This is a genomic window from Streptomyces sp. NPDC041970 (genome assembly GCF_055588985.1).
The window spans coordinates 1-26,581 of sequence record NZ_JBVJCD010000027.1 but is presented as its reverse complement, the minus strand read 5'-3'; the positions used below and the strand labels follow the sequence as shown (position 1 = coordinate 26,581).

At 75.0% G+C, this 26,581-nt stretch carries 19 protein-coding genes; 12 read left to right on the top strand and 7 right to left on the bottom strand.

Annotated features, from left to right (window positions below):
- Positions 1 to 9: 9 nt before the first annotated feature.
- The gene (locus ACZ6EJ_RS15460; protein ID WP_336675417.1) at positions 10 to 204 is read right to left on the bottom strand and encodes a hypothetical protein; all 195 of its coding nucleotides are present in this window, start codon (positions 202 to 204) and stop codon (positions 10 to 12) included.
- Between the two features lie 320 nt (positions 205 to 524).
- Here ACZ6EJ_RS15460 and ACZ6EJ_RS15455 point away from each other — a divergent pair, with 320 nt between their 5' ends.
- From ACZ6EJ_RS15455 to ACZ6EJ_RS15435, 5 genes are all read left to right on the top strand, one after another.
- Positions 525 to 917 carry an ankyrin repeat domain-containing protein gene (locus tag ACZ6EJ_RS15455; RefSeq protein ID WP_469267547.1) on the top strand — a complete coding sequence of 131 codons (393 nt, stop codon included), beginning with the start codon at positions 525 to 527 and terminating at the stop codon, positions 915 to 917.
- Positions 918 to 1,204: 287 nt separating this feature from the next.
- On the top strand, positions 1,205 to 2,623 hold the full coding sequence (locus ACZ6EJ_RS15450) for a serine/threonine-protein kinase (RefSeq protein WP_469267545.1): 1,419 nt from the start codon (positions 1,205 to 1,207) through the stop codon (positions 2,621 to 2,623).
- Between the two features lie 257 nt (positions 2,624 to 2,880).
- Positions 2,881 to 4,410 (top strand): hypothetical protein, encoded by a 1,530-nt coding sequence (locus ACZ6EJ_RS15445; RefSeq protein WP_469267544.1) that lies wholly within the window; start codon positions 2,881 to 2,883, stop codon positions 4,408 to 4,410.
- A gap of 76 nt (positions 4,411 to 4,486) precedes the next feature.
- On the top strand, positions 4,487 to 5,431 hold the full coding sequence (locus ACZ6EJ_RS15440) for a hypothetical protein (RefSeq protein ID WP_469267542.1): 945 nt from the start codon (positions 4,487 to 4,489) through the stop codon (positions 5,429 to 5,431).
- A 60-nt stretch (positions 5,432 to 5,491) separates the two neighbouring features.
- Positions 5,492 to 10,258 (top strand): hypothetical protein, encoded by a 4,767-nt coding sequence (locus ACZ6EJ_RS15435; RefSeq protein ID WP_469267541.1) that lies wholly within the window; start codon positions 5,492 to 5,494, stop codon positions 10,256 to 10,258.
- Between the two features lie 259 nt (positions 10,259 to 10,517).
- Here ACZ6EJ_RS15435 and ACZ6EJ_RS15430 read toward each other — a convergent pair whose 3' ends face one another.
- Positions 10,518 to 10,871 (bottom strand): hypothetical protein, encoded by a 354-nt coding sequence (locus ACZ6EJ_RS15430; protein ID WP_469267607.1) that lies wholly within the window; start codon positions 10,869 to 10,871, stop codon positions 10,518 to 10,520.
- A 616-nt stretch (positions 10,872 to 11,487) separates the two neighbouring features.
- Between ACZ6EJ_RS15430 and ACZ6EJ_RS15425 the strand changes: the two genes are divergently transcribed.
- Genes ACZ6EJ_RS15425 through ACZ6EJ_RS15410 form a run of 4 tightly spaced genes read left to right on the top strand, consistent with a single transcriptional unit; the run spans position 11,488 to position 15,897 of the window.
- On the top strand, positions 11,488 to 14,424 hold the full coding sequence (locus ACZ6EJ_RS15425; RefSeq protein ID WP_469267540.1) for a nitrate- and nitrite sensing domain-containing protein: 2,937 nt from the start codon (positions 11,488 to 11,490) through the stop codon (positions 14,422 to 14,424).
- Positions 14,421 to 14,864, top strand: a complete 444-nt coding sequence (locus tag ACZ6EJ_RS15420) for a roadblock/LC7 domain-containing protein (RefSeq protein ID WP_469267538.1) — start codon at positions 14,421 to 14,423, stop codon at positions 14,862 to 14,864. The genes ACZ6EJ_RS15425 and ACZ6EJ_RS15420 overlap by 4 nt, the downstream gene beginning before the upstream one ends.
- Positions 14,865 to 14,873: 9 nt before the next feature.
- A complete protein-coding gene (locus ACZ6EJ_RS15415) occupies positions 14,874 to 15,311 on the top strand; it encodes a DUF742 domain-containing protein (RefSeq protein ID WP_469267536.1) in 438 nt (145 codons plus the stop codon).
- On the top strand, positions 15,292 to 15,897 hold the full coding sequence (locus ACZ6EJ_RS15410; RefSeq protein ID WP_469267535.1) for a GTP-binding protein: 606 nt from the start codon (positions 15,292 to 15,294) through the stop codon (positions 15,895 to 15,897). Before ACZ6EJ_RS15415 ends, ACZ6EJ_RS15410 begins: the two co-directional genes overlap by 20 nt.
- 134 nt (positions 15,898 to 16,031) lie before the next feature.
- Here ACZ6EJ_RS15410 and ACZ6EJ_RS15405 read toward each other — a convergent pair whose 3' ends face one another.
- Positions 16,032 to 16,391, bottom strand: a complete 360-nt coding sequence (locus tag ACZ6EJ_RS15405; RefSeq protein ID WP_469267534.1) for an Mpo1-like protein — start codon at positions 16,389 to 16,391, stop codon at positions 16,032 to 16,034.
- Positions 16,392 to 16,513: 122 nt separating this feature from the next.
- The gene (locus tag ACZ6EJ_RS15400) at positions 16,514 to 17,317 is read right to left on the bottom strand and encodes a M15 family metallopeptidase (protein ID WP_469267532.1); all 804 of its coding nucleotides are present in this window, start codon (positions 17,315 to 17,317) and stop codon (positions 16,514 to 16,516) included.
- Between the two features lie 60 nt (positions 17,318 to 17,377).
- On the opposite strand from ACZ6EJ_RS15400, the gene ACZ6EJ_RS15395 reads away from it, so the two are divergent.
- Positions 17,378 to 17,929 carry an NUDIX domain-containing protein gene (locus ACZ6EJ_RS15395; protein ID WP_469267530.1) on the top strand — a complete coding sequence of 184 codons (552 nt, stop codon included), beginning with the start codon at positions 17,378 to 17,380 and terminating at the stop codon, positions 17,927 to 17,929.
- Positions 17,930 to 18,335: 406 nt separating this feature from the next.
- On the opposite strand, the gene ACZ6EJ_RS15390 is transcribed toward ACZ6EJ_RS15395, so the two are convergent.
- On the bottom strand, positions 18,336 to 20,699 hold the full coding sequence (locus tag ACZ6EJ_RS15390) for a glycoside hydrolase family 31 protein (protein ID WP_469267528.1): 2,364 nt from the start codon (positions 20,697 to 20,699) through the stop codon (positions 18,336 to 18,338).
- Between the two features lie 217 nt (positions 20,700 to 20,916).
- Here ACZ6EJ_RS15390 and ACZ6EJ_RS15385 point away from each other — a divergent pair, with 217 nt between their 5' ends.
- Both ACZ6EJ_RS15385 and ACZ6EJ_RS15380 read left to right on the top strand, forming a co-directional pair.
- Positions 20,917 to 22,902, top strand: coding sequence for an acetoacetate--CoA ligase (locus tag ACZ6EJ_RS15385; RefSeq protein ID WP_469267526.1), 1,986 nt, complete (start codon positions 20,917 to 20,919; stop codon positions 22,900 to 22,902).
- 66 nt (positions 22,903 to 22,968) lie between these two features.
- A complete protein-coding gene (locus ACZ6EJ_RS15380) occupies positions 22,969 to 23,892 on the top strand; it encodes a hypothetical protein (protein ID WP_469267525.1) in 924 nt (307 codons plus the stop codon).
- 83 nt (positions 23,893 to 23,975) lie between these two features.
- On the opposite strand, the gene ptsP is transcribed toward ACZ6EJ_RS15380, so the two are convergent.
- Positions 23,976 to 25,646, bottom strand: coding sequence for a phosphoenolpyruvate--protein phosphotransferase (ptsP, locus tag ACZ6EJ_RS15375; RefSeq protein WP_469267523.1), 1,671 nt, complete (start codon positions 25,644 to 25,646; stop codon positions 23,976 to 23,978).
- Between the two features lie 75 nt (positions 25,647 to 25,721).
- Positions 25,722 to 26,171 (bottom strand): PTS sugar transporter subunit IIA, encoded by a 450-nt coding sequence (locus tag ACZ6EJ_RS15370; RefSeq protein WP_469267521.1) that lies wholly within the window; start codon positions 26,169 to 26,171, stop codon positions 25,722 to 25,724.
- Positions 26,172 to 26,581: the final 410 nt, after the last annotated feature.

Here is a 26,581-nt window from a genome sequence, read left to right as displayed (position 1 = left end):
CGCGGAGCGTCAGAACTTGATCCCGCCCAGCAGCCCGGCCAGGCTCGCGCCGCCCGCCGTGATGCTGGGCGCGATGGCGGTGCCGGCCAGATAGAAGCCGAACAGGGCGCAGACGACGGCGTGGGACGCCTTGAGCCCGTCCTTCTTGAAGAACAGGAAGACGATGATGGCGAGCAGGACCACGCCCGAGATGGAAAGGATCATGAGCGGTTCTCTCCTGGATGAGGGGACAGTCACCATGAGTCCTTCCAGGATCACGGGAAGTATCCGTATGACAAAAGGTGCAATCGAGTGAATACTGAGCGCTTTCACTTGACTGGCCCAGGCGACCCGGCTCCTGAAGGCGCTTCCCCCGCCTCCGCGCCGGGAAGAGGACGCCCGCAGGGCGTCCCGGCCCCCTGCGCACCGGGTCGCCCCGGACCGGGAGCAGTACCCTGTCGATTCACTCGTACGGCCCGCGCCGTACGCCCAGGGTCAACGCGGCGGCGACCGTCGCGGCAGCAGCAAGGAAGGCGGTCCGTCCGATGAGCGAAACCCCCGACCCCGAGGTGGTCGAGCTGGCGACCAAGGTCTTCGACCTGGCCCGCGCCGGCGACGCCGCGGCCCTCGCCGCGTACGTCGACGCCGGCGTCCCCGCCAACCTCACCAACGACCGCGGGGACACCCTGCTGATGCTCGCCGCCTACCACGGGCACGCCGAGGCGGTCACCGCCCTCGTCGCCCGCGGCGCCGACCCGAACCGGGCCAACGACCGGGGCCAGACACCCCTGGCCGGAGCGGTCTTCAAGAGCGCGGACGCGGTCGTCGACGCCCTGCTCGCCGCGGGCGCCGACCCGGCCGCCGGCACCCCGTCCGCGCTGGACACCGCCCGCATGTTCGGCCGGTCCGAGCTGGTGGAACGCTTCGGTGCCCGGTGAGGCGCGGGCGGTCGCGCCGAGGGGCGTGTCCGCCGACGGCTCCGGTGACCGGTCCGTCGTAAATGTGGTCGCGGTGGCGAAATGGCTGGGTCATCATGACGTCGCGGGCCCGCCCAGGGCCACCGACGAGAGGCGGGAAGATGCTCAGCACCAGGCGAGAGACGGCGGTCGGCCGACCATGTCACCACGCGGCGTAGGAGTGGCCCCCGGCCACCCCCTCGTGCCGAGAGGCACGGGGCACCGCACAGTCCCGGTCGCGTCGACAGCTTGATGTGAGGCTCTCTCCCATGTTCGATCCGTTCATAGCGCCGAGCGGCACCCTGCTCGGCCTGCTGCAGAGGGGCCGCGGCGACGGCACGCTCCACGCGCTCGCCGCACCGCGCCCCGAAGCCCTCGCGGCTCTCGACCACTGCGTCGTGAGCGACCCCCGTCACGACTGGCAGGTGGAGAACCGCTCCCTCTACTACGCCCGCCTCTACCTCGACCTCGACGGCGGCGTCGAGGAGATCGAGCGGCACCTCGCCGGCCCCGACGACCTCGCCGACCCCGACGACTCCCGCACCGGTCTGGCGCTCTCGGTCCTCGGCCACCTCGCCTCCTACGGACGCGACGACGCCCTGGCGCTGCTCCGCCGCTACGCGAGGACCGGCGCCAACTGGGCGTGGGCCCTGGACGAGCTGGCCCTGCGCGACGACGACGCCCATCTGCGCGCACTCGCCCTGCCCGTCCTCGCCCGCTTCCCGGCCACCGAGCAGGGCGCGGCCGACCTCGCCGCCGCCGTCCGGGACTCCTTCGAGCCGCGCCCCTGGCGGCTGTGGGCCGACGACCCGCGCGAGGAGGTCGGCGCCCGCGTCAGGGCCGCCACCGAGCAGGGCTCCTTCGACCGCTGGCAGCGCCAGATGCGCCCCGGCGGCCCCCGCCCCGGCTGGAGCGTCCAGGCCGTCTTCGACTGGGCCCAGCAGGCCCTGGAACGCGGCAGCGAACTGCACGTCCCCGCCGCCCGCTGCCTGGCCGCCGTCGCCGCCCCCGACGACCGCCCCCTGATCGTGGAGGCCGCCCGCCGCGGCCCCGAAGGCGCCCGCTGCGCCGCCCTGCACTACCTCGCCGAGGCCGGCGACCCCGCCGCCCTCGACCTCATCGAGGCCGCCGCCGTCAGCCCCGCACGGACCGTCGCCGACGCGGCCATCGCCGCCTTCGAACGGATGACCTGCGACGACGCCGTGGAGCGCGCCCGGCGCTGGGCCCGCAGGCCCGACGCCCTCGGCGCCTCCGCCGCCGGAGTCCTCGCCTGCCGCGGCACCGCCCAGGACGCTCCCCAAGTCCTGGGCGCGCTGCGGGAGGCCGTCCGCGGCGACGGCCCCGACGCCCCGCGGCTGTGGACCCTCGTCGACGGCGCCGGCCGGCTCGGCATAGCCTGCGCCGCCCCCGTGCTGCGCCACGTCTACCGCGAGACGTCCTCCTCGCACCTGCGGGGCAGGGCCGCGCGCGCCCTGGCCGCCACCGACCCCTCCTTCGCCACCGGGTTCGCGGTGGAATGCCTCTGGGACTGCGAGGAGACCACCCGCGAGGTGGCCGCCCGGCACGCCGAGACCGGGGACGTCCGCGTCGCCGAACGCCTGCGCCGCCTCGCCGCCGACCCGGCCGAGGAGGCCGAGGTCCAGACGGCGGTCCGCAGCCGGATCGGGCCCGACGCACCGGCGCTCTGAGCGCGGCCTCCCGGCACGGGGCCGCCGGAGCGGGCGCGCCCGGCATCTGCGCGACGCGGCCGGCGGCCGCCCCGGCGGCCCTCCGGCCCCCCGCTCGGGCGGGCGGCGGCCGGCCCCGCGTCCCCGGCGGCGCAGGCCCCGCACGCGGCGGGCGGCGGCGCTCGGGCGCGTCGAGGGCCGCCGCGGCCGCCGCCCGTGCCCCGGTCGCATTAGGGCCGTTTCGACCGTTGTCCGTACGAGGACCTAATCTGTCCCACGTGACTTCGCCAGCCGACACGCAAACCGCTGCGCCGCAGCTCAGCGCGGGGCCGCGACCGGCTCCGGGCCCCGCCGCCGACGAGGGGCTCTCGCGGCGGCTGCGCGCCCTCGCCTGCACGGCGCCGCTGCACGACCTGGACGTGCGCAAGGCCAACCTGGCCGGGGAGTACACGGTCTACGCCATGGCGGAGGTCGCCCTCGCCGCGATCGACCACGTCACCCTCAACATGGACTTCGACACCGGGGCCGACCACGACCAGATAGTGACCAGGCTGCTGCCCCGGATCGCCGCGCAGGCACCGGACCGCCCCGCCGCCGAGCACGAACGGGTCGCCCGCTGGGTCCTGGAGAACCTCGTCAACGTCGGCAGCGTCGACCGCGGCTTCCGCGCGGTCTACGGCACCTTCGGCCCCGACGGCGTCTACGTCCGCAGGGACTACGACTTCAAGCTGATCGAGGAGGTTCCGGGCTACGGCGGCACGGTCTACCTCCGCGCCACCGACGAAGCGGTCAACGTCCTGGTCGGCGCCCTCGACACCGATGTGACCAGCGCTCAGATCGCCGCCGAGGTCAAGCTGGAGGTCCTCATCAGCCGGGGCCGCCTCGCCGACGCCCAACTCGCCGCCGAGCAGGCCCGCTACCGGACCGTGCAGTACGCGGAGACGCTGCGCCGGACCCTGGAGGCCACCCGGCGCAACGTCCGGGCCGTCGACTGGCTCCACACTGTCCCGGACATGATCGCCGAGGCCCTGGACCACGTCGCCGACCGCTACCGCCACGAGAACGCGATCCTCACCAACATCCGCAAGGCGCGCGACGAGGCCGAGGACCCCGAGCACAAGCGCCGGGCCGCCGAGCTGGTCGACATCGTCAAGGACTGCATCCGCCGCCACACCCAGCTCCAGTCCCGCCTGCTGGAGGCCGGCCCCCTCTTCCGCGCGGAACAGGACCGGCAGGCGTTCGCCGCCCCCGCCGCCCACGCCGGCCTCGATCTGTACGGGCAGCTCCTCGCCCCGCTGCTGCCGCTCCCCGTCGAGCGGTCCGCCCGCGTCACCGACGCCTTCTTCGCCCACGGAACCGGACTGCGCACGCCCGGTTCCGTACGCGTCGGCGACCTGGTCGACCTGCTCCTCACCCCGCCGCAGGAGCGCGAGCACCTGGGCGCGGAGATGCCCGAGCCCGACCTCATCGCCACCCCGGACGACAGCCGGTTCAGCGAGGAGCAGCTCGCCCGCGCCATGGCCCTGCTCGACCTGGAGCACGACGCGCCGCGCCGCCTGTCCGGACTGCTCGCCGAGGCCCGGCGCGACGGCGACGCCGACCTGCCCTACCTGGTCGCGCTGCTCGCCTTCCACGCTGCCAGCCCGCCGGTGGGCACCGCCTACCGCCAGGGCGAGCGGCGCCTGCTGTTCGCGGTCGACGACGGCGCCGAGCTGGACGACCCCGAGTTCGGCGGCGCCGACCTGATCGTGGGCACCGCCCTGCTGGACGCCGCGGGCATGGCCGCGGACCGCAAGGAGGCCTCGTGACCGGCGCCCCCGCCCTGCCGCCGGCCGCCCCGACCCGCGCCCCGGCGCATCCCTTCCGTACCGAGGAGCCCCAGCCGTGAGCGACCACGACGCCGAGCACCCCGACGCGTGGACCGAGCCCTCCACCGCGTACGCCGATCCAGCGCCGCCCGCGTCCGGGGAGCGCCCGGCACCGCCGTACGAGCCCGCCGGCCAGCCGCCCGTCACCCCGGCCGACGCCGCCGACGCCGCCCGGCTGGTCTCCTTCGGACTCCAGCCCAAGCTGCTGCCCGCCCGCGACGCCGAGTACGCCGACCTGCTGCGCCGCTACCGCGAGGACGCGCCCTTCGCCCGGCTCGCCGACGCCGTCGCCACCGGGCTCGGCCTCATCGTCCTGGAGGTCTCCCCGCGCGCCGGGATGGCGGTGACCGCGGGCGAGGACTCCGTCTTCGCCGTCCGCATGGGCGACTACGCCCGCCGCGCCTCCTCCGACTCCGCCGACCGCTTCCTGCACGGCCTGGCCCATCTCGCGGTCGCCGCCCTGGCCTTCCCCCGCCCCGAGGACCTCGCCGACGACGCGTACATCGGCCGCATCACGGTCAACGGCGTCGACGCCTTCGTACGCCAGGCCTGCCGGCGGCTGGAGGAGCGCGCCGAGGAACAGGGCGACAACACCGACCCCGCCAGCGACGCCCCCGGCCTCGAATCCGGCTGGCGGATCTACGCCCGCCGCAGCGCGACCGGCGCGACCAAGGACGCCCGCCGACTCGCCGGCTCCACCACGGGCATCATCGGCAAGGCCGTCGCCTTCCTCACCGACTCCGGCTTCCTCCAGCGCACCGGCGACGACGCGGGCGGCGCCTACCGCACCACCGCCCGCTACCAACTGCAGGTCCGCGACATGGCCGGCAGCGCCGCCATGGCCGAACTGCTGGAGCTCGGCGTCGTCCCCGTCACCGACGGCTCCGCCACCCTGCTGCCGCCCTCCGACCCCGACGACCTGGAACTGGTCGCGGACGCCGGTCTGCCCTTCCACTCCTGACCGCCCCGCACCACCACCGCCGCTCCGCCCCCGCTCACCGAACGACGAGAGTCCGCCGCCATGTACGAGTTGTCCAGGGTCCGCCTCTACTCCATCGGACCCGCCGGTGCGCGCTACGCCGACACCGTCCTCGACCTGCGCGGCGTCGGAGCGCCCGTCCCCGACCCCGCCCCGGCCCAGGCGGAGTTCTTCGAGGACGAGCCGGTCGGCCCGCCGCGCCGCCCCGCGCCCGCGGGCGTCCTCTTCCTGGAGAACGGCGGCGGCAAGTCCGTCCTGCTGAAGCTGATCTTCTCCGTGATGCTCCCCGGCCACCGCAACACCCTCGGCGGGGCCAGCTCCGGCGTGCTGCGCAAGTTCCTCCTCGCCGACGACTGCGGGCACGTCGCCCTGGAGTGGCAGCACACCCTCACCGGCGAGTGCGTCGTCGTCGGCAAGGTCAGCGAGTGGCGCGGCCGGCAGGTCTCCAACGACCCGCGCAAGTTCGCCGAGGCGTGGTACTCCTTCCGCCCCGGACCCGGCCTGAGCCTGGACAGCCTGCCCGTCGCGGAGGCCACCGCCGTCGGCCGCCCCGCCGAGGGCGTCTCCGGCGCACGCGGCAGGCGGCGCACCATGAAGGGCTTCCGCGACGCGCTGATGGACGCGGGCAAGTTCTACCAGCACCTCGACGTGCACTGGGAAGAGATCCACGACCGCTGGAACGAGCACCTGGGCGAGCTCGGCCTCGACCCCGAACTCTTCCGCTACCAGCGCGAGATGAACGCCGACGAGGGCGAGGCCGCCGGGCTCTTCGCGGTGAAGAAGGACTCCGACTTCACCGACCTGCTGCTCCGCGCCGTCACCGACACCCGCGACACCGACGGACTCGCCGACCTCGTCAGCGGTTTCGGCGACAAGCTGGGCCGCCGCGCCGAGCTGACCGCCGAACGCGACTTCACCGCCGGCTCCGTGGACCTGCTGGGCCGGATCGTCGAGGCCACCGAGACCCGCGCCCGCACCCGCGACGTCCACGCCGCCGCCGAACGCCGCACCCGCACCCTGGCCCGCCGCCTCTCCGCCCGCGCCGCCGAGGAGCGCGGGCGCACCGCCGAGCTGGCCGGACGGGTCACCGCCGCCGCGCACACCGTCACCGAGGCCGACGCCGTCCGCGGCCGCCGGTCCCTGATCGCGTCCGAACTCGCCTACCGGCACGCCTCGTTGGCCCTGTCCGCGGCCGAGAGGAGCGCCGCCGCCGGCCGCAGGGAGCTGGCCGAGGCCCGCACCCTGCACGCCGCCTGGCAGGCCACCGAGGCCGTCCTGCGGCACCGCGCCGCCGCCGACCGCTCCGCCAGGGTCGCCGCCGCCATCCGCGAGGCCGAACGGGACGCCGCCCCGGCCCTCGCCGCGCGCGGCGCCGCCGCCGCCGACCTCGTACGGGCCCTGCACACCGCCGCCGAGGAGGGCGAGCGCCTCGCCAACGAGCAGGAGGAGCGCTCCGAGACCCTCCAGGCCACCGGCGAACGCGCCCACCGCGACGCCACGGTCGCCGCCACCGAGGCCCAGCGCGCCCGCAGCGAAGCCGGCCACCTGCGCCAGCGCCTGGCCGAGGTCGAACAGGAGACCGCCGAAGCGGTACGGGCCGGATGGCTCGACGACACCGCGCCGGACGCCGACCCGGCCCGCGCCGCGCTCGCCGCCAACGACGCCGAGCACACCGCCGTCGCCGCCTGGGACACCGCCCGCGAAGCCGCCCGGACCGCCGCCGACACCGCCCGCGAGGCGGCGGCCGCCGAGAGCCGCGCCGAACTGGCGGCGGCCCGCGCGGCCGACGGCTCCCAAGCGGCCGAGCGGCGCTACGAGGACGAGCTGCGCGCCGCCGCCGCCATCGCCGCCGACCCCCGCCTGGCCGACCTGCTCGGCCTGCCCGCCGCTTCCGCGGTCCCCCACCCGCGCAGGGCGGCCGCCGAGGAAGCGCCGGCGACGGACCGGGGGGCCGCCGCCCGCACCGACCCGCACGGCGGCGACGGCACGGCCACCGGGACCGCGCCGGACCGCGCCGTCGCCGTGGCCGACCAGCCCGCCGCCCACCCGCCGCTGAGCCCGGAGGAGTTCGACCGCGGCGCCGACGAGCTGCGCGACCTCCTGGAGCGGTCCGTCACCGCCGCCGAGCGTCGCCTCTTCGACCTGCGCACCGCCGCCGCCGACGACGCCCGCATCCTCGGCGCGCTCGGCGAGGGCGGCCTGCTGCCGCCCGGCCCCGACGTCCTCGCCACCGCCGAGTACCTGGGCGAGCACGGCATCCCCGCCCTGCCCGGCTGGCGCTACCTCGCCCAGGCCGTGGACCCCGCCGACCACGCCGCCGTCCTCGCCGCCCGCCCCGAGCTGGTCGACGGCGTCGTCATCACCGACCCCGACGCCCACAGCCGCGCCCGCGACGTCCTCGGCGGCGCGGCGCTGCTGCCGCGCTCGGCCGTCGCCGTCGGCACCGCCGCCGCCCTCCTCGCCCCCGTCCCCGCCCCCGGCGCCGGGCCCGACGCCCGGAACGACGGCGTCTTCCTCGTCCCGCCCAACCCGGCCATGCACGACGAGCACGCCGCCGACGAGGAGCGCCAGGCGCTGCGCAGCCGGGCCGCCGCCCGCGACGAGGACATCCGTACGCTCGCCGCCCGCCTCGCCGCCGACCGCTCCCTCGCCGCCCGCATCGGTTCCTGGCGCGCCGACTGCCCGCCCGGAGTGCTCGCCGAGCTGGCCGAGGCCGCCGCCAGCGCCCGTACGGCCGCCGAAAGCGCCGAAGCCGCCCTCGCCGAAGCCCGGCGGGCCCGCACCGAGGCCGACGAGATCGCCGCCGACGCCGCACGGGTCCGCGACGAGCGCCAGGAGGCCGCCCAGCGCGCCCGCCGCGCCGCCGACGCCCTGGCCGGGCTCGCCCACCGGCTGCGGGAGCGGGCCGGCTGGCAGGCCCGGCTGCGCGAACTGGTCGACGAGGCCGCCGAGTCCGAGGCCCGCGCCGCCGTCTGCCTCGACCTCGCCCGCGCCGCCGACGAGGACCGCCGGGCCGCCCAGCGCGCCGGGGACGACGCCCGCCGCACCGCCCGCGCCCTGCGGGCCGAGCGCGCCGAGATCGCCGGAGTCCCCGAAGACCTCCCGGAGCCCGACGAGACCGCGGCGCGCACCGCGCTGCCCGCCCTGCGCGAGGCGTACCGGGCCGCCTCCCAGTTGTACGAGAAGGTCGGCGTCGGCGCCGACCTGCGCGCCGAGCAGGCCCGCGCGGAGAGCGACGAGAGCGCCGCCCTCGCCGAGCTGGACCGCCTCACCAACAAGGTCCGCGTCCGCGCCGCCCAACTCCTGGAGGGCACGGACGGAGCGGACGGCCCGTCCCGCCAGGCCGCCGTGGCCCGCGCCGAGGCCCACGTCCAACTCCTGGAGTCCCGCGCCTCCGCCGCCAGCGAGCACCTGGGCCGGTTGCGCGGCGAGGCCGAACGGCTCGCCCCCGACGACGAACGGCCCCACCACACCGAGCTGCCCGAGGAGTCGGTCCCGGCCGACGCCGAGCAGGCCCAGGCCCTCCTGCGCACGGCCACCGCCGAGCTGGCCGCCGCCACCGCGGCCCTGGACACCGCCCGCGCCGCCCACAGCGAGCTGCTGCACGCCCACCGCACCGCCGAGGAGTCCGCGGGCGGCTTCGACGAGACCGCGGCGCTCCTGCGCGACCTCCTCCGCGACCACGCGACGGAGGACGGCGGCGAGAGCGCCGAACCGTACCCCGGCACCCTGGAGGAGGCCCGGCACTCCGCCGCCGAGGCCCGCCGCTCCCTGCGCGGGTGCAACGCCGACCTCTCGGCGGCCGAGAGCGCCGTACGGGAGGCGAGCGACGTGCTCGTCCGGCACGCCAACTCCACCCGCTACGAACAGGTCCGCACCCCGGCCCGCCAGCAGATCCGCGAACTGCCCGCCGCCGCGCTGCCGGAGCACGCCCGCAAGTGGGCCGACGCCTTCGCCCCCCGCCTGCGCGTCCTGACCGACGAACTGGTCCAGTTGGAGCGCAACCGCGACTCGATCGTGGACCGGCTGCGCGGCCTGGTCGAATCCGCGCTGGCCACCCTGCGCTCCGCCCAGCGGCTCTCCCAGCTCCCCGAAGGGCTGGGGGAGTGGTCGGGGCAGGAATTCCTGCGCATCCGCTTCGAGGAGCCCGACCAGACCACCCTGACCGAACGCCTCGGCGAGGTCGTCGACGAGGCGACCCACGCCGCCCTCAGGAAGAACTCCGACCTGCGCCGGGACGGCGTGTCCCTGCTGCTGCGGGGCGTCGAGGCCGCGCTGCGCCCCAAGGGCATCGCGGTGGAGATCCTGAAGCCGGACGCGGTGCTCCGCGCCGAGCGGGTCCCGGTCGGGCAGATGGGCGACGTCTTCTCCGGCGGGCAGTTGCTCACCGCCGCCATCGCCCTCTACTGCACGATGGCCGCCCTGCGCAGCAACGACCGGGGCCGCGACCGCCACCGGCACGCCGGGACCCTGTTCCTGGACAACCCGATCGGCCGCGCCAACGCCACGTATCTGCTGGAGCTCCAGCGGGCGGTGTCGGACGCGCTGGGCGTGCAGCTCCTCTACACGACCGGTCTGTTCGACACGACCGCGCTCGCCGAATTCCCCCTGGTCATCCGGTTGCGCAACGACGCCGACCTGCGGGCGGGGCTGAAGTACATCAGCGTCGAGGAGCACCTGCGCCCCGGCCTCCCGCAGCAGGACCCGGATGGCGAGACGGTGCACGGCGAGATCACGGCGACCCGCATGTTCAAACGGAGCGAGCAGTCCACCGCCGCCCAGGAAAAGGAACCCCGGCGGAGCCCGTGAAACCGCGCCCCGGCCGTCGCGCGGTGCGCCACGACGGCGGGCCGGGACCCTCGCCCGCCCGGCGGAGCCCGTGACCGCGCACCCGGCATCCGCCGAGCCCGTGACCGCGCTCCCGTAGGACGCCCGTGCCACGACGGCGAACGCGCCCGTAGAAGGCAGCCGCCTCCCGCAGGCAGCCCCCCCGCCACGCGGGCCGCACCCGATGTCCGGGCGCGGCCCGCGCGAGGGGACGCCGCTCAGGGCCCGCAGGACCGAGGCGTCAGGCGCGCGAGAGGCCGCCGGCGTTCCGGCGGTCCCGTATGCCGCCGCCCGTGCCGTCCCGCTCGGCGGCCCGTTCGGCCCGCCGGGCCCTGCGCCGTTCCCGGCGTATCTGCCGGGCCGTGCTGCTCGGCACGGACACCACGCCGTGGCGCTGGTTCCACACCTGCCGGGTCACCCACACGTCCAGCACCGCCCAAGTGGCGGCCACCGTGCTGACGACGCTGCTGAGCACCATCGGGAAGGCCAGCCACGAGCCGGTCAAGGTGCTCAGAAAGGCGATCATCGCCTGGATGATCGTGAACGACATGACGAGGACGGCACGCACCGCGGCCGTCCGCACCGCATCGGGCATCCGCCGCTTCGTGGCCGGCTCCTCCACCCACAACTGCCGAGGCGGCCGCCCCCCGTACCCGGCGTCCGCGCCCACGGCCGCCGGGACTCCGGCACCGCGCTCCTTCGTGCTCAAGGACCTTCAACTCCCCACCGCTGTCCGACATCAGGGTGGCTGCCCGGCCTGTGCCGTCTCCCCGCAGGCGGATCGCGTCCGACCTGCCGCGCACGCTCCCGCCGTGCGTCTACCCCGTACATAGGGACGAACCACCCGCCCCGAAGATTCCCCTGGAAAAGCACCCGCGGCACACCGAAAGCCGAAGAGCGAAGAATTCCAGCCAAGTGGCCCGTGCTGGTACGGCTCAGTCCGACCGGTCCCCTCTGTCGTATTCGCGAGATTCGTCTGCGGGGGATACCGGGACAACTCGTGATCCAGCCGCGCAGGGACGGCTGAAAATCGTCCGGAAGCGCCTGGGGACCGACTCTGCGGCAGTAGTAGGCTCGCGCCGTTTATACACGCAGGACGGACCCTCGCCCGCGTTCGCCCGATACGCGCCGGTGCCCGCGCGGCGGGGCGGGGGCGAAGGGCGACCGGGAGAAGACCACCCCCGCGGTGCGGGGCCGATCTGGGGGAGGCCATGCGCTTTCGCGGGAAGTCCATCCGCAGGAAGATCGTGGCGTTGCTGCTCGTGCCGCTCGTCTCCCTCACCGGCCTCTGGATCTTCGCCACGTACGTCACGGGCCGCCAGGCGAGCGCGCTGATGGGCGCCGGAGCCGTAGTGGAGAAGGTCGTCCACCCCCTGGAGGAGACCGTCCGGGCCGTCCAGGCCGAGCGGCGCCAGACCCTCGTCTTCCTCGCCGACCCGCGCGCCTCCGACGCGCTCCCCCTCCTCCTGAGCCTACGGGCCTCGACCGACCGCACCGTGGACGAGGTCAGGGAGAACGCGGAGCGGCAGGAGGTGCGCGAAGCACTGAGCGGCGAGGACCGCGACCGCCTGGACGCGATCGTGAGCGCCGTCGACGGGCTCGACGCGCTGCGCGACTCGGTGGAGAAGCGCACCATCAGCCGGGCGAAGGCGCTGGACTTCTACAACGGCCTCGTCGACCCTTCCTACCGCCTCCTCAACGGCCTCCACACGCTGCAGAACGCGGAGTTGGACAAGCAGATGCGGGCCCTGGCCGGGATATCCCGCGCTCGGGAGATGCTGGCGCGGGAGGACGCGCTGATCGCCTCGGGCCTCATCGCCGACCGGTTCACCACCTTCGACCTGCGCCGGATCGCCGGCCTGGTGGCCCAGCGCGAGCTGCTCTACGAGGTCAGCCTGGAGAACCTCCCCGCCGACGAGCGCCGCCGCGTCGAGCACTTCTGGGGCGGCCCCGACGCCGAGCGGCTGCGCACCGCCGAGGACGTCCTCATCGCCGCCGGCCCGACGCAGCGCCCCGGCGCCGTCGACACCGAGCGCTGGGAGGCGGCCGCCGGGCCCGTCCTCGACCGGTTGGCGGGCGACTCCACCGAGATGAGCAACCGCTTCGCCGGCCGGGCCGAACCGGTCGGCCGAAGGGTCCTCGTCCGGGCCGGAATCGCCGGAGTCCTCGGCTTCGCGGCCCTGGTCGCCTCGATCTTCGTCTCCGTGCGCATCGGCCGCCGCCTCGTCCGCGACCTCTCGCGGCTGCGCAAGGACGCCCACGAGGTCTCCGGCGTCCGGCTGCCCAGCGTGATGCGCCGCCTGGCCGCCGGCGAACAGGTGGACGTCGAGACCGAGGCCCCGCACCTCGGTTACGAGCCCGACGAGATCGGCCAGGTCGGCCAAGCGCTCAACACCCTCCAACGCGCCGCCGTCGAGGCCGCGGTCAAGCAGGCGGACATGCGCCGCGGCGTCTCCGAGGTCTTCGTCAACCTGGCCCGCCGCAACCAGGTCCTCCTGCACCGCCAGTTGACCCTCCTGGACGCCATGGAGCGCCGTACCGAGAACAGCGACGAGCTGGCCGACCTGTTCCGCCTCGACCACCTCACCACCCGTATGCGGCGGCACGCCGAGGGGCTCGTGATCCTCTCCGGCGCCGCCCCCTCCCGCCAGTGGCGCAAGCCCATCCAGTTGATGGACGTGGTACGGGCCGCCGTCGCCGAGGTGGAGGACTACGAGCGCATCGAGGTCCGGCGGCTGCCCCGGATCGGCGTGGGCGGCCCCGCGGTGGCCGACCTCACCCACCTCATCGCCGAACTCCTGGAGAACGCGACCGTCTTCTCCCCGCCGCACACCGCGGTCCAGGTGCACGGGGAGCGCGTCTCCAACGGATTCACGCTCGAAATCCACGACCGGGGCCTCGGCATGACGCCCGACGTGCTCCTCGACGCCAACCTGAGACTCGCCGAGACCCCCGACTTCGAACTCTCCGACACCGACCGGCTGGGCCTGTTCGTGGTCAGCCGGCTCGCCCGCCGGCAGAACGTCCGCGTCTCCCTCCAGAAGTCGCCGTACGGGGGCACCACCGCGGTCGTGTTCATCCCCGTGGCCCTGCTCACCGACGCCCCCGACACCCACGGCACCGGCTTCCGCCTCGACCGCCGGGCCGAGCGGGCGATCGGCGGCGCCACCCGGCAGGCGGAGCGCCCCGGCGGGGACCGCCGCACCGGCGGCAGCTCCACCGGCCTCGCCCGAGTCGTCCCCGCCGGGCTCGGCGGTCCGGCCGTCCTGGACGGACCGGTCGAGCTGGAGGCGGTGGGGGAGGGGGCGGACGCCGCCGGCGATCCGCTGGACCCGGCCCTCGGCCCGGTCCTGGACGGCGTGTCCGATCTGGAGGACGCCGAGAGCGAGCGCGGCGGCGTCTTCCGCGCCCGCCACCCGCGCCGCGACCCCGACCGCGACGGGCGCGGGGACACGCCCGGCCACCCGCGCCGCGACCCCGACCGGACCCGGCACCAGCAGGCCCGCGACCACGGCGGCGACACCACGGCGGACGTCCGCCCGATGCGCCCCTCCGGTCCCGCGCCGTTGCCCCGCCGCACCCCGCCGACGCTGGTCTCCGACCGCGGCCGCCGGGTGGACGCCGGGGCTCGCGACGACGCGCCGACCGCGTCGGCTCCCCGCACGGCGACCGGCCCGGTCGCGCACACCGGGCCGGTGCGCGCGGTGGAGGGGCCGCGACCCGCCGACGCCCCCTGGTCGTCCCGCGCCGCCCACCGGACCGCATCGCCCCGGACCGCGCACGAGGCGCCGCGTACCACCGAATCGCCCTACGCCGCGGGGACGCGCCCCGGCGGCCCGGCCCCCGACACCGTGGGCGGGCTGCCGCGGCGCGTCCGGCAGGCCAGCCTCGCCCCGCAGCTCCGCGAGGAGACCCCCGACCGGACGCGGTCCCTGGCGCCGGCGGACGCGGTCGACGACGTCGAGCGCGACGCCGACGAGGTGCGCGACCGCATGGCCTCGCTCCAGCGCGGCTGGCAGCGCGGCCGCCGGGAGAACGGCGAGACCGTCCAGAACGCTCAGAACACCGAGAACACCGAGAACACCGAGGACACAGCCGACCCCGGTGGCACAGCACGAGGAACGACTCCGGGAGGGGACGGTCGATGACCGCACCGAACGCCACAGCACACAACCCCGCACGCCAGGGCTCGGGCGAGCTGAATTGGCTGCTCGACGAACTCGTCCAGCGCGTCGCCAGCATCAGCAAGGCGCTCGTGCTCTCCAGCGACGGCCTGGCCACCGGCGCCTCGCAGGGTCTGACCCGCGAGGACGGCGAACACCTCGCGGCGGTCGCCTCCGGCTTCCACAGCCTCGCCAAGGGAGTGGGCCACCACTTCGACGCGGGCCGGGTGCGCCAGACCGTCGTCGAACTGGACGACGCGTTCCTCTTCGTCACCGCCGCCGGCGACGGGAGCTGCCTCGCCGTCCTGGCCGACGCCGACTCCGACGTGGGCCAGGTGGCGTACGAGATGACGCTCATGGTCAAACGCGTGGGGGCGCATCTGGCCAACGCGCCGCGGACGACCGGTCTGCCCGCCGGAGGGTGAGGGGCGGGCATGAGCGCTGACTCCCCCCGGAACGCGGGCCACGCACCCCCGGACAACTCCCCTGACCCGCAGTCCTCGCGGTGGTACGACGCGGAGGCGGGGCCGGTCGTCCGCCCGTACGCGATGACGCGGGGGCGCACCAGCAGCGCCCTGCGCCATCGGCTCGACCTGATCGCGCTCGTCGTGCCCGAACCGGCCGCCGACGATCCCGGCCGGGACCAGACGCTCGCCCCCGAACACGTCACGATCGTCGAACTCTGCAGCGACATGCCCCAGTCCATCGCCGAGCTGGCCGCCGAACTCGACCTGCCCGTGGGGGTGGTGCGGGTCCTGGTCGGCGATCTCGTCGAGGACGCGTTGGTGCACGTCACCCGTCCCGTTCCGCCGGCCGAACTGCCGGACGTGAACATTCTCCGCGAGGTGATCAATGGCCTTCGGGCGCTCTAGCCGCAGAAGGCGGCCCGTCGAGCCCCTCACCCTGAAGATCCTGGTGGCGGGTGGATTCGGCGTGGGCAAGACGACCGCGGTCGGCGCGGTCAGCGAGATCAGGCCGCTGCGCACGGAGGAGCTGCTGAGCGAGGCGGGCCGTCCGGTCGACGACCTGGCGGGGGTCGAGGCCAAGACGACGACCACGGTGGCCATGGACTTCGGTCGGATCACCCTCCGTGAGGACCTGGTCCTCTACCTGTTCGGCACACCGGGCCAGGACCGCTTCTGGTTCCTCTGGGACGAGTTGGCCCAGGGCGCCCTCGGCGCGGTCGTCCTCGCGGACACCCGGCGCCTGGAGGACTGCTTCGCGGCGGTCGACTACTTCGAGCGCCGGCGGATCCCGTTCGCGGTGGCCGTCAACCACTTCGAGGGGGCGGACCGGTTCCCCATGGAGACCGTGCGGGCCGCGCTCGACCTCGACCCCGAGGTCGAGGTGCTGGCCTGCGACGCGCGGGACCGGTCCTCGGTGCGGGACGTCCTGGTCGAGGTGGTCGAGCAGGCGCTGGACCGCGCCGCGCGAGCCCGCCGGCCGGTCGCCACCTGACGGCGGTACGCGTACGGCCCGTACCCCCGCCGACAGGGGTACGGGCCGCACGTCGTCCGGCGGGCCGGGCTGTGAGTGTTCTGCGCGTATGACGCCCCGTCAACCCTTGGGCGGCGAAAAGGCTTCGCGGGTGTTCAACCGAGGAGCACGTCGTGCTCGGCCGACCACGCGGCCGCGATCTCGGCCAACTCCGCGTCCCGGCCCGCGAGCATCATCCGGATCATCCGCGCGTCCCCGCGCAGCGACCACGCCGGATGCCCGAACGTGGCGGGGTTGTTCCCCTCGATCAGGAAGTGCGCGGGCCAGGCCGTGCCGTACCCGATCAGCGGAAAGGCCGCCAACCACCGCTTCCGGCCCCGCGCCAGCCCGTACGCGGCGACGGCGAGGCCGGTCAGCGTGCCGGTCAGATGGACCCAGCGGGTGGCGGCACGCGCGTGCATCGCCACGTAGTACGGCCAGAACTCCTCGTACGAGTCGAACGTCTGCTGTGACATGGGGGCACCGTAGCCGCCGGTTCCGCAACCGGCCACGGTCCCACCGCGTCCGAAGGGGAGAACGGGCGGGCGGCCGGAGCCCACGGGGGTGGTCCCGGCCGCCCGTTCACCGCCCCCGCGGCTCAGTGCCCGGCCACCGACCGGCGATGCACGGGGAAGTCGAAGTACGTGGTGGGGAACGGCTCGGGGCGGTAGGTGAAGTGCCACCACTCCTCGGGCAGGTTCACGAAGCCCAGCTCGGCCAGCGTGCTCCTCAGGAGGTGCCGGTTCGCGCGCTGCGCCCCCCGAATCCGCGGGTCGTCCGTGTGCGACAGGGTGTCGAAGCAGTCGTAACCCGTGCCCATGTCCACCGCGTTGTCCGGGAACCGCTCGCCCACCGGCGCGAAGCAGGGCGTCAGCGGCTCGCCCGGCCGGTACGGCCCGGTCGGCAGGGCCGGGAGCTCGACCAGGGTGAGGTCCACCGTGCTGCCGCGGCTGTGCCCGGACCTCTCCGCGATGTAACCGTCGGCGAACAGCCGGGACTTGTCCACCGACGGATAGAACTCCCCCTTCATCGCCTGGTCGTCGAGATCCTTCGCCCACCGTACGAAGTGGTCCACCGCCCGCTGCGGCCGGTAGCAGTCGTACACCTTCAAGGCGTAGTCCTGGCGCAGCAGCCGCTTCTGCGCCAGGTGCAGCGCACGGGCGGCGGGCCGGGTCAGGATGCAGAGCGGCTGCCGGTACCCGTCCACGGGCTCGCCCACGAAGTTGTGCGCCGTGGTGTAGCGCATCTCCTGGATGATCGTCGGGTCCACCGAGCGCAGCGCCACGAACTCCTCGGGCGCTTTCGGTTCGGGCCGCGCGTGCGCCGCCGGAGCGGTGGCGGGGACGGCGAGCAGGGCGGCGGCGGCAGCCAGGGCACGGAGAGCGGTACGCATTCCTGTCATGGGCACACCGTCTATCAGCTCCGCGGTCCGGGCGGAAGGGCGATCGAATACAGTCCGCCCGTGTCCGAACCCGGCAGCAAGCCCGCCCCGCCCGCCCCGTACGCACGGGACTCGCACTGCGGCACGTGCGGAGCCCCCTACACCGCGCTCCCGTCCGCCGACGCCTGGCCCCGCGTCTGCGCGCGCTGCGGTGCCACCGCCTACCGCAACCCGCTCCCGGTCGCGGTGGCGCTGCTCCCCGTCTCCGGCCCGCACACCACCGGGCTCGTCGCCATCACCCGCACCATCGAGCCCCGGAAGGGCGGTACGGCCCTGCCGGGCGGGTTCGTCGACCACGCGGAGGACTGGCGGCACGCGGTCGTCCGCGAACTGCGCGAGGAGACCCGTATCGAGGCCACCGAGGAGGACGTCCGCCTCGCCGACGTCCTCAGCGACGCCGCCGGCCATCTGCTGGTCTTCGGCCTCCTCCCGGCCCGCCCCCTCAGCAGCCTCCCGCCCTCGGCCCCCACCGCCGAGACGTCCGGTTACGAGATCCTGTACGGCCCGCGCGCCCTGGCCTTCCCCCTGCACACCGAAGCGGTACGGGCCTGGTTCGCCGGCCGCTACGGCTGAGACGGCGCCCCCTGCCGAGGCCCGCGCGCGGGCGCACGCCGCCCGCCTTCCCCGCCGAGGTCCGCGCGCCGCCCGACTCCGCCGACGCCCGAGCGCGCGACGAGGCCGAGCACCGGCCCGTCGCGCCCCCGCCGAGCGCCGGTCGGCCCGCGCCCGCCGCGCGGTCCACGGGGAGCGACCGCCGGTACGCGCCCCGCGCCGGCCCCGGCCGAAGCGCCCGCCGGTACGCGCCCGGCTCCCGCGCCCGCCCGGTAGCGCGCGCCGCGCGCGCCTGCACGCTCGGAAGCGCCCGCCCGTACGCCCGCCCCGAAGGACCCGCCGGTACGCGCCCGGCTCCGCTCCCACGGAAACGCCACCGGGCCCCGCCCAGTGCTCACCGAACCGCGCCTGCCTCCGCGGCCCCGCCTCAAGCCCCCGACGCCTCCGCCCCCAGCCCCCGCACCCGTACCACCGTGCCGACCGGGCCTTCCTCCCCGTCCCGTGCCACCACCACGCGGTCGCCCACCCACCGCGCGCCATACCGCTCGACCGTCGGCTCCGCCCACCCGTCGCCCGCGTCGCGCACCACCAGCCCGCCCCCGGCGCACCCCGGCGCGGGGGCCCACGCCTCCAGCTCCACGCCGCCGTCCGCGCCGCGCACCGGAAGCACCGCGCCCGCCCTGGCCAACACCGGCGCCCGGAACAGCGGCGCGTCGACCGTGATCCGCCCCGGCCCCTGGTGCGCCCGGCCCGTCGCGGTGTCGTACCACCGGCCCCGCGGCAGCCGCACGACCCGCCGCCGCACCCCGGACTCCAGCACGGGCGCCACCAGCAGCGCGTCGCCCAGCAGGAACGCGTCCTCGCACTCCCGCAGCGACCGGTCGTCCGGCGTGCCCCACCACAGCGGCCGCACACAGGGCGCGCCCGTCAGCCGCGCCACCTGAGCCAGCGTCACGAAGTAGGGGCGCAGCCGCTCCCGCTCCAGCAACGCGGCCCGCACGTGCTCCAGCACCTCGGGACCGAACTCCCACGGCTCCTTCGGCCCCCCGCCCTCCGCCGCCCGGCTCCGGAACAACGGCAGGTACGCGCCCAACTGGAGCCCCCGCAGATACAGCTCCGGCGACGAGGCCCCGCCCACGTCGGGGCCCGCGTACGGCACCCCGCACAGTCCCAGGCCCAGCACCACCGCCAGCGACGCCCGCAGCCCCGGCCACCCCGGCGGCACGGGCCCGGAGGAGACGCCTCCGTACCTCTGCGACCCCGCCCACCCCGACCGAGACACGAGCAACGGCCGCTCGTCCGGACGCTGCCCGAGCAGCCCCTCGTACCCGGCCCGCCCCATCGTCAGCCCGTACACGTTGTGCGCCTCGCGGTGGTCGCCGCCGCGGCCCTCCAGTGCGTGCCGGGCCGAACGGGGAAGCGTCGGATCTCCGAACGCCGTGCACGACACCGGCTCGTCCCTGTCGTGCCAGATCCCCGAGAAGCCCTGCGCAAGCCGCTCGCCGTACAGAGATCCCCACCAGTCCCGCACAAGCGGATCGGTGAAGTCCGGATAGACGCAAGCGCCCGGCCGCCCCTCGCCGACCACCACCCGGCCCCGAGCGTCCCGGACGTACGCCCCACGCTCCCCGACCGCCGCACCCCCGTCGAACACCTCGTCACCCGGCCGCGCCCCGACCGCCGGGTCCACGACCGAGACCAGCCGCACCCCGCCCTCCCGCAACTCCTCCGCCAGCGCGGGCAGCGCGGGGAACCGCTCGCGGTCGACGGTGAACGACCGGCCCGCGTCGCCGTGGCCGCCGTCCAGATGCAGCGCGGACAGCGGAAGCCCCCGTTCGCGGTACCCGGCGGCGATCCGCCGTATCTCCTCCTCGCCCCCGGATCCGGACCGGACCTGCTGCGGACCCAGCGCCCACGACGGCGGCAGCGCCGGCGCCCCCGTCAACGCCGTCCACCCCTGGAGCACGCGGGCCGGCGTGCCGGCCACCACCCAGCACCGCAGTGGCCCGCCCTCCATCCGCACCTCGCACGTCCCCGCCCGGTCGTGCCCCGACCCGGCGCCCTCCTCGCCCTCCCGCAGCACCACCCGGCCCGCCCAGGTGTTGTCGTGGAACGCCAGATGCGTCCCCGCGTCCGACACCACCACCTGCACCGGCATCGCCAGGCGCGGCACACCGCCCCCCGGCCCGCGACGCCCGCCCGGACCGGCGTTCCACAACGCGTACACCCCGGTCCGCAGACGCGGGCCCGCCGCCCGGCCGCCCCACCCGAAGAACCGCGCGTCCGCCGGCACCTGGGACCGCTGGACCCACCGCCCCGGCCCCCCGCCCACCGGCTCCCACCAACGCGGCGGCAGCTCGCGACGCAGCAGGACCCCGCCCGGAGTCCGCAACTCCACCGCACCGGTGCGCGACACCACCACCGTCAGCCGCTCCGACACCACCTGCCAGCCGCCGTCCTTGCCCGGCTCCAGCACCGCCCGCAGATCCGGCGCGGGCGCCTCGCCCGCCACGGCGTACGACGGCAGCGGCTCCGCCCCGTCCCACGCCCAGAACACCGCACCGCCCACCGACACCCGGACCAGCAACTCCGAACGGGCGAACCGCACCACGCCCCCGCCCGGCCCCGGCTCCGCACCCGTCAGCGCTCCGGGCACCCGGGCCCGCTCCGCACCGCGCGCGGGCAGCGCACGCGCGTCCGCCGACCGGCGCCGCCACGCCGAACGCACCGTGCGCAGCCCCCGCACCGAACCGACCCATCCCACCCGACGCACCAGGCCATGACCGTCCATGGCGCACACCCTGCCACCCGCCCGACCCGCGGAACCCCCCGTTCAACTGCCGTTCATCCGCACCCGCCGCCAAGGCCGCGACACCGCGGCGGCGGGGCCACCCTGGTGCCGAAGACGATCACATGGCATCGTCCGTGTCAGCCGCTCACGCGCACACCCCAGCCCGTGCGCGCCGACACGCCCACCGCGCGTACCCGCCCAGCCAGGGAGCCGCCCCATGACCTCAGCCCCGTACGACGCCCCCCTCTGGCAGCCCGACCCCGCCCGGATCGAGGCGGCGGCCGTCACCCGCTTCCAGAACTGGGCCGCGAGCCGGTACGGTGCCCCGGCCGAGGGCGGATACCCCGCCCTGCACCGCTGGTCCGTCGACCACCTCGACACGTTCTGGCGAGCCGTCGCCGACTGGTTCGACGTCCGCTTCTCCACCCCGTACGACAGCGTCCTCGGCAGCCGCGCCATGCCCGGTGCCACCTGGTTCCCCGGAGCCGCCCTCAACTACGCCGAGCACGCCCTGCGCACCGCCGAGGACCCCGCCCGCGCGGACGCCCCCGCCCTGCTGCACGTCGACGAGAACCACACCCAGGCCCCCGTGAGTTGGGCCGAGCTGCGCCGGCAGGTCGGCTCGCTGGCCGCCGAACTGCGCGCGCTCGGCGTCACCCCCGGCGACCGCGTCAGCGGCTACCTCCCGAACATCCCGCAGGCCGTCGTCGCCTTCCTCGCCACCGCTGCCGTCGGCGCCGTCTGGACCTCCTGCGCCCCCGACTTCGGCGCGCGCGGCGTCCTCGACCGCTTCCAGCAGATCGAACCCGTCGTCCTGTTCGCCGTCGACGGCTACCGCTACGGCGGCAAGGAGCACGACCGCACCGACACCGTCGCCGAGCTGCGCCGCGAACTGCCCACCCTGCGCGCCGTGGTCCACATCCCGCTGCTCGGCGCCGACGCCCCCGAAGGCGCGCTCACGTGGGCCGACCTCACCTCCGCCGACACCGAACCGGTCTTCGAACAGGTCCCCTTCGAGCACCCCCTGTGGGTCCTGTACTCCTCCGGCACCACCGGCCTGCCCAAGGCCATCGTCCAGTCCCAGGGCGGCATCCTGCTCGAACACTTCAAGCAGCTCGGCCTCCACTGCGACCTGGGGCCCGAGGACCGCTTCTTCTGGTACACCTCCACCGGCTGGATGATGTGGAACTTCCTCGTCTCCGGCCTCCTCACCGGCACCACCGTCGTCCTCTACGACGGCAGCCCCGGCCACCCCGACATCAGCGCCCAGTGGCGGGTCGCCGAACAGACCGGGGCGACGTTCTTCGGCACCTCGGCCGCCTACGTCATGGCCTGCCGCAAGGCGGACGCCCACCCCAGCCGCGACCTCGACCTCTCCCGCGTCCAGTGCGTCGCCACCACCGGCTCCCCGCTGCCGCCCGACGGGTTCCGGTGGCTCCACGACGAGTTCGCGGCCGCGGGGTTCGACCTCTGGATCGCCTCGGTCAGCGGCGGCACCGACGTCTGCAGTTGCTTCGCCGGAGCCGTCCCCACCCTGCCCGTGCACATCGGCGAACTCCAGGCCCCCAGCCTGGGCGCCGACCTCCAGTCCTGGGACCCGGCGGGCGAACCCCTCATCGGCGAGGTCGGCGAACTCGTCGTCGCCAACCCCCTGCCCTCGATGCCGCTGCGCCTGTGGAACGACCCCGACGGCAGCCGCTACCACGACAGCTACTTCGACGTGTACCCCGGCGTCTGGCGCCACGGCGACTGGATCACCATCACCGAGCGCGGCTCGGTCGTCATCCACGGTCGCTCCGACTCCACCCTCAACCGCCAGGGCGTCCGCATGGGGTCCGCCGACATCTACGAAGCCGTCGAACGGCTCCCCGAGATCCGCGAATCCCTCGTCGTCGGACTCGAAGAACCCGACGGCGGCTACTGGATGCCGCTCTTCGTCCACCTCGCCGAAGGCGCGACCCTCGACGACGACCTGCGCGCCGCGATCAAGCGGACCATCCGCGAGAACCTCTCCCCGCGCCACGTGCCCGACGAGGTCATCGAGGTCCCCGGCATCCCGCACACCCTCACCGGCAAGCGCATCGAGGTTCCGGTCAAACGCCTGCTCCAGGGAACCGAGCTGGCCAAGGCGGTCAATCCGGGCTCCGTGGACGACATCGGCCTCCTCCACTTCTACGTCGAACTGGCCGCGGCCCGCCGCTGAGAGTACGCCTGTCAGTCCCCCTGATTACGCTGAGTGAGCAATGATTCACCGCGCACAGGGGGACACATGGCGCAGACCGAGCACAACCGACACCGATCCGACCGAGGCCCGCGACACCGCGCCGCCATGCGCCGCGCACTGCGCCGCGAAGCACCCAGCACCATCGGCCTCCTGGCCGACGCCCAGGACTTCGCGGCCATGCGGCGCTACCGCACCTTCACCTTCGACGACCACACCGTCTACCTGCAGCAGGTCGAGAGCCTGCTCGAAGCGCTCGCCGCCCAGGGCGTGCACACCACCGTCGCCCTCTTCGACCCGGAGGAGTACGCGGCGTTCTGCGCCGAGTCGGGCCTCGACGCCGACGCCCCGGCGAGCCGCAGCCGGTTCACCGCGGAGATCGCCTCCACCGGAGCCACGGTCGCCTACACCGGTGAACGCCTCAGCGACCTCATCCCGCTCCTGCTCTCCCGCGCGGTCCGCCAGGCCACCTGGGAGTACGCCACCCTCGTCCTCACCGACCTCGGAGCCTGCGCCGACTGCGGCCAGGACATCGGGCGCGCGGCCTTCGACCGGGCCTCCCACCTCCTGATGCGGCTGCTGGAGACGGCGGGGCCGGGCGACCACCACCTCGTCTGCAGCGCCCCGACGGACGGCGACCAGCTCCTCGCGGTGCTCCACGCCCGACGCGACACCACGGGGCCGGTCCGCATGGACACCGCGCAGGGCGCGGAGTTCGCCACCGTGCTCGCCGTCGCCATCGCCCTGGAGTCACGGGCGGGCGTGGTCCTGCGCACCACCGCCCCCGACAGCCCCGACCGCGTCCACGGCTGGCGACTGGCGCACGGAGGTCTCGCCCCTCTCACGGCGGGCGAGGTCTTCAACGCCTACTGCACGGACGCGGAGACCGGAGAGCCCGTCTCCCCGGAATCCGGCGTGGAGTACTGCGCGGGGTTCGACGTCGGAGCCGACGAACCGGAGGCGCACCACTGACGACACGAGGGAGGGGCCTCCCGCGCCGGCGGAAAGCCCCTCCCTCGGAACAGCGTGCGGGCCGCTCGCCCGCCGCGCCGGACCTACTCGCCCGAGAGCACGGCCTGCGCCGCGCTGCGCGCCTCCTCGGCCGAGTCGGCCGAGCGGGCGGCGTTCGCCGCGCGCTCGCACTGCGCCAGCGTGTACTTGGCCAGCGTGGCCCGCACGTACGGAATCGACGCGGCGCCCATCGACAACGAGGTGACCCCCAGCCCCGTCAGCACACAGGCCAGCAGGGGGTCGGCCGCCGCCTCGCCGCAGACGCCGCAGCTCTTGCCCTCGGCGCGGGCCGCCTCGGCGGACAGCGCGACGAGGTCCAGCAGCGCCGGCTGCCACGGGTCCTGCAACCGCGACACCGCGCCCACCTGGCGGTCGGCCGCGAAGGTGTACTGCGCCAGGTCGTTGGTGCCCAGCGACAGGAACTCCACCTCCTGCAGGATCGACCGCGCCCGCAGAGCGGCGGACGGGATCTCCACCATCGCTCCGTACTTGGCGCGCAGCCCGGCCTCGCGGCACGCGTCCGCGAAGGCCTTGGCGTCGATGCGGTCGGCCACCATGGGGGCCATGACCTCCAGGTACACCGGCAGCCCCTCGGCGGCCTTCGCCAGCGCGGTCAGCTGCGTACGCAGCACCTCGGGGTGGTCCAGCAGGCTCCGGAGCCCGCGGACGCCGAGCGCCGGGTTCGGCTCGTCGGCCGGCGTCAGGAAGTCCAGCGGCTTGTCGGCGCCGGCGTCCAGCACCCGTACGACCACGCGCCCCTCGGGGAACGCCTCCAGCACCGCGCGGTAGGCCGCGACCTGCTTCTCCTCGGACGGAGCCTGCTTGCTGTCGTCCAGGAACAGGAACTCGGTCCGGAACAGCCCCACCCCCTCGGCCCCCGCCTCGACCGCCGCGGGCACGTCGGCCGGGCCGCCGACGTTGGCGAGCAGCGGCACCTTGTGGCCGTCCGACGTGGCGCCGGGGCCGGTGGAGGCGGACAACGCGGCCTTGCGGGCCGCGGCGGCGCTCTCCATCTCCGCCCGCTTCTCCGCGGTCGGGTCGACGAAGATCTCACCGGTGCTGCCGTCCACCGCGACGACCGTGCCCTCGGCCAGCTCACCGGCGCCGGGCAGCGCCACCACGGCGGGGACGCCGAGCGCCCGCGCCAGGATGGCGCTGTGGCTGGTCGGCCCGCCCTCCTCGGTGACGAAGCCGAGCACCAGCGTCGGGTCCAGGAGCGCCGTGTCCGCCGGGGCCAGGTCGCGCGCGATCAGCACGTAGGGCTCGTCGCTGTCCGGCACACCGGGCATCGGCACACCGAGCAGCCGCGCCACGATCCGGTTCCGTACGTCGTCGAGGTCCGCGACCCGCCCCGCCAGGTACTCCCCGGCGTTGGCGAGGAGCGCCCGGTACGCGGCGAACGCGTCGTACACGGCGCGTTCGGCGGTGCTGCCGACGGCGATGCGACGCTCCACGTCGGACATCAGCTCGGGGTCCTGCGCCATCATGGCCTGCGCCTCGAGCACGTGCTGTGCCTCGCCGCCGGCCAGGTTGCCGCGCGCGATCAGGTCGGCCGCCACCGCCTCGACGGCCTGCCGGGCCCGCCCCTGCTCGCGCTCGGCCTCCTCGGCGGGAATCTGTTTGGCGGGCGGCTCCAGCACCGCCGTGCCCATGTGCCGAACCTCGCCGATGGCCACACCGTGGCTCACGCCGACGCCTCGCAGCGTTGTCTCCATTTCACCCGTCTCCGGTTGTGCGGCGACCGTGCCACCGCGGTGGTTGTCCAACTGGCTGTTACTGCGCCCGCGGTGTCACTGCCAGCCGAACAGCGTGTCGCCGACCTTCACGTCGCCGTCCTCACGCACGTCCGACAGGGACTCGGCGGTGGCCTCCAGGGCCACGATCGGACAGATCGGCGACTTGCCGGCCGCTTCCACGCCCGCCGGGTCCCAGCGCACGATGCTCTGGCCGCGGGTCACCGTGTCCCCCTTGTTCACGAGGAGCTCGAAGCCCTCGCCGTTGAGCTGAACGGTGTCGATGCCGAGGTGCGTCAGGACCCCGTGCCCCTGCTCGTCGACGACGACGAACGCGTGGGGGTGGAGGGAGACGACGATGCCGTCGACCGGGGACACGGCCTCGGACGGCTCGCGCACGGGGTCGATGGCGGTGCCGGGGCCGACCATCGCGCCGGAGAAGACCGGGTCGGGAACCGCGGTGAGGCCGATGGCGCGTCCGGCAAGAGGGGACGTCACATTGGTCATGGGGAGCCTCCCAGGGGGCGGAGATGCAGATGTCGCCGCCGCGGCTGATCGGGGACGGCGTACTGCTCAGCAGAGTAAGTCATATGAAGTCCCGGTTCCGCCCGAGACCTACCGCTTGGCGGACCTAGGGGCGCAACGGCCACGATTTGCCTCGGTCACCCGACGGCCTGTACTGTCGTACTCCTGCCTGACCCCAACGCGACTTTGAGTCGGGGGTCGGCGGCGACCTTCAAGCCCAGATTCTATCCTGAAGCTCCTTCGGCGTGCCCGTGGGGAGTGGTCAGGGAAAAGAAATTGGCCTGATAGAGTCGGACTCGCCGGAAAGGGAGAGCGCGAAAGCGCAGGATCTGGAAAGCATCCCGCTTCGACCGGGAATCGGACGCGAAAGAGTCTGATAGAGTCGGAAACGC

Bases quoted from the DNA above. Each gene is read 5' to 3' on its own strand.
- ACZ6EJ_RS15370 (WP_469267521.1), bottom strand. From the start codon at position 26,171: ATGACCAATGTGACGTCCCCTCTTGCCGGACGCGCCATCGGCCTCACC.
- ACZ6EJ_RS15380 (WP_469267525.1), top strand. From the start codon at position 22,969: ATGGCGCAGACCGAGCACAACCGACACCGATCCGACCGAGGCCCGCGA.
- ACZ6EJ_RS15385 (WP_469267526.1), top strand. From the start codon at position 20,917: ATGACCTCAGCCCCGTACGACGCCCCCCTCTGGCAGCCCGACCCCGCC.
- ACZ6EJ_RS15430 (WP_469267607.1), bottom strand. From the start codon at position 10,871: ATGCCCGATGCGGTGCGGACGGCCGCGGTGCGTGCCGTCCTCGTCATG.
- ACZ6EJ_RS15415 (WP_469267536.1), top strand. From the start codon at position 14,874: ATGAGCGCTGACTCCCCCCGGAACGCGGGCCACGCACCCCCGGACAAC.
- ACZ6EJ_RS15455 (WP_469267547.1), top strand. From the start codon at position 525: ATGAGCGAAACCCCCGACCCCGAGGTGGTCGAGCTGGCGACCAAGGTC.
- ACZ6EJ_RS15420 (WP_469267538.1), top strand. From the start codon at position 14,421: ATGACCGCACCGAACGCCACAGCACACAACCCCGCACGCCAGGGCTCG.
- ACZ6EJ_RS15435 (WP_469267541.1), top strand. From the start codon at position 5,492: ATGTACGAGTTGTCCAGGGTCCGCCTCTACTCCATCGGACCCGCCGGT.
- ACZ6EJ_RS15450 (WP_469267545.1), top strand. From the start codon at position 1,205: ATGTTCGATCCGTTCATAGCGCCGAGCGGCACCCTGCTCGGCCTGCTG.
- ACZ6EJ_RS15400 (WP_469267532.1), bottom strand. From the start codon at position 17,317: ATGACAGGAATGCGTACCGCTCTCCGTGCCCTGGCTGCCGCCGCCGCC.
- ACZ6EJ_RS15405 (WP_469267534.1), bottom strand. From the start codon at position 16,391: ATGTCACAGCAGACGTTCGACTCGTACGAGGAGTTCTGGCCGTACTAC.
- ACZ6EJ_RS15410 (WP_469267535.1), top strand. From the start codon at position 15,292: ATGGCCTTCGGGCGCTCTAGCCGCAGAAGGCGGCCCGTCGAGCCCCTC.
- ACZ6EJ_RS15390 (WP_469267528.1), bottom strand. From the start codon at position 20,699: ATGGACGGTCATGGCCTGGTGCGTCGGGTGGGATGGGTCGGTTCGGTG.
- ACZ6EJ_RS15460 (WP_336675417.1), bottom strand. From the start codon at position 204: ATGATCCTTTCCATCTCGGGCGTGGTCCTGCTCGCCATCATCGTCTTC.
- ACZ6EJ_RS15425 (WP_469267540.1), top strand. From the start codon at position 11,488: ATGCGCTTTCGCGGGAAGTCCATCCGCAGGAAGATCGTGGCGTTGCTG.
- ptsP (WP_469267523.1), bottom strand. From the start codon at position 25,646: ATGGAGACAACGCTGCGAGGCGTCGGCGTGAGCCACGGTGTGGCCATC.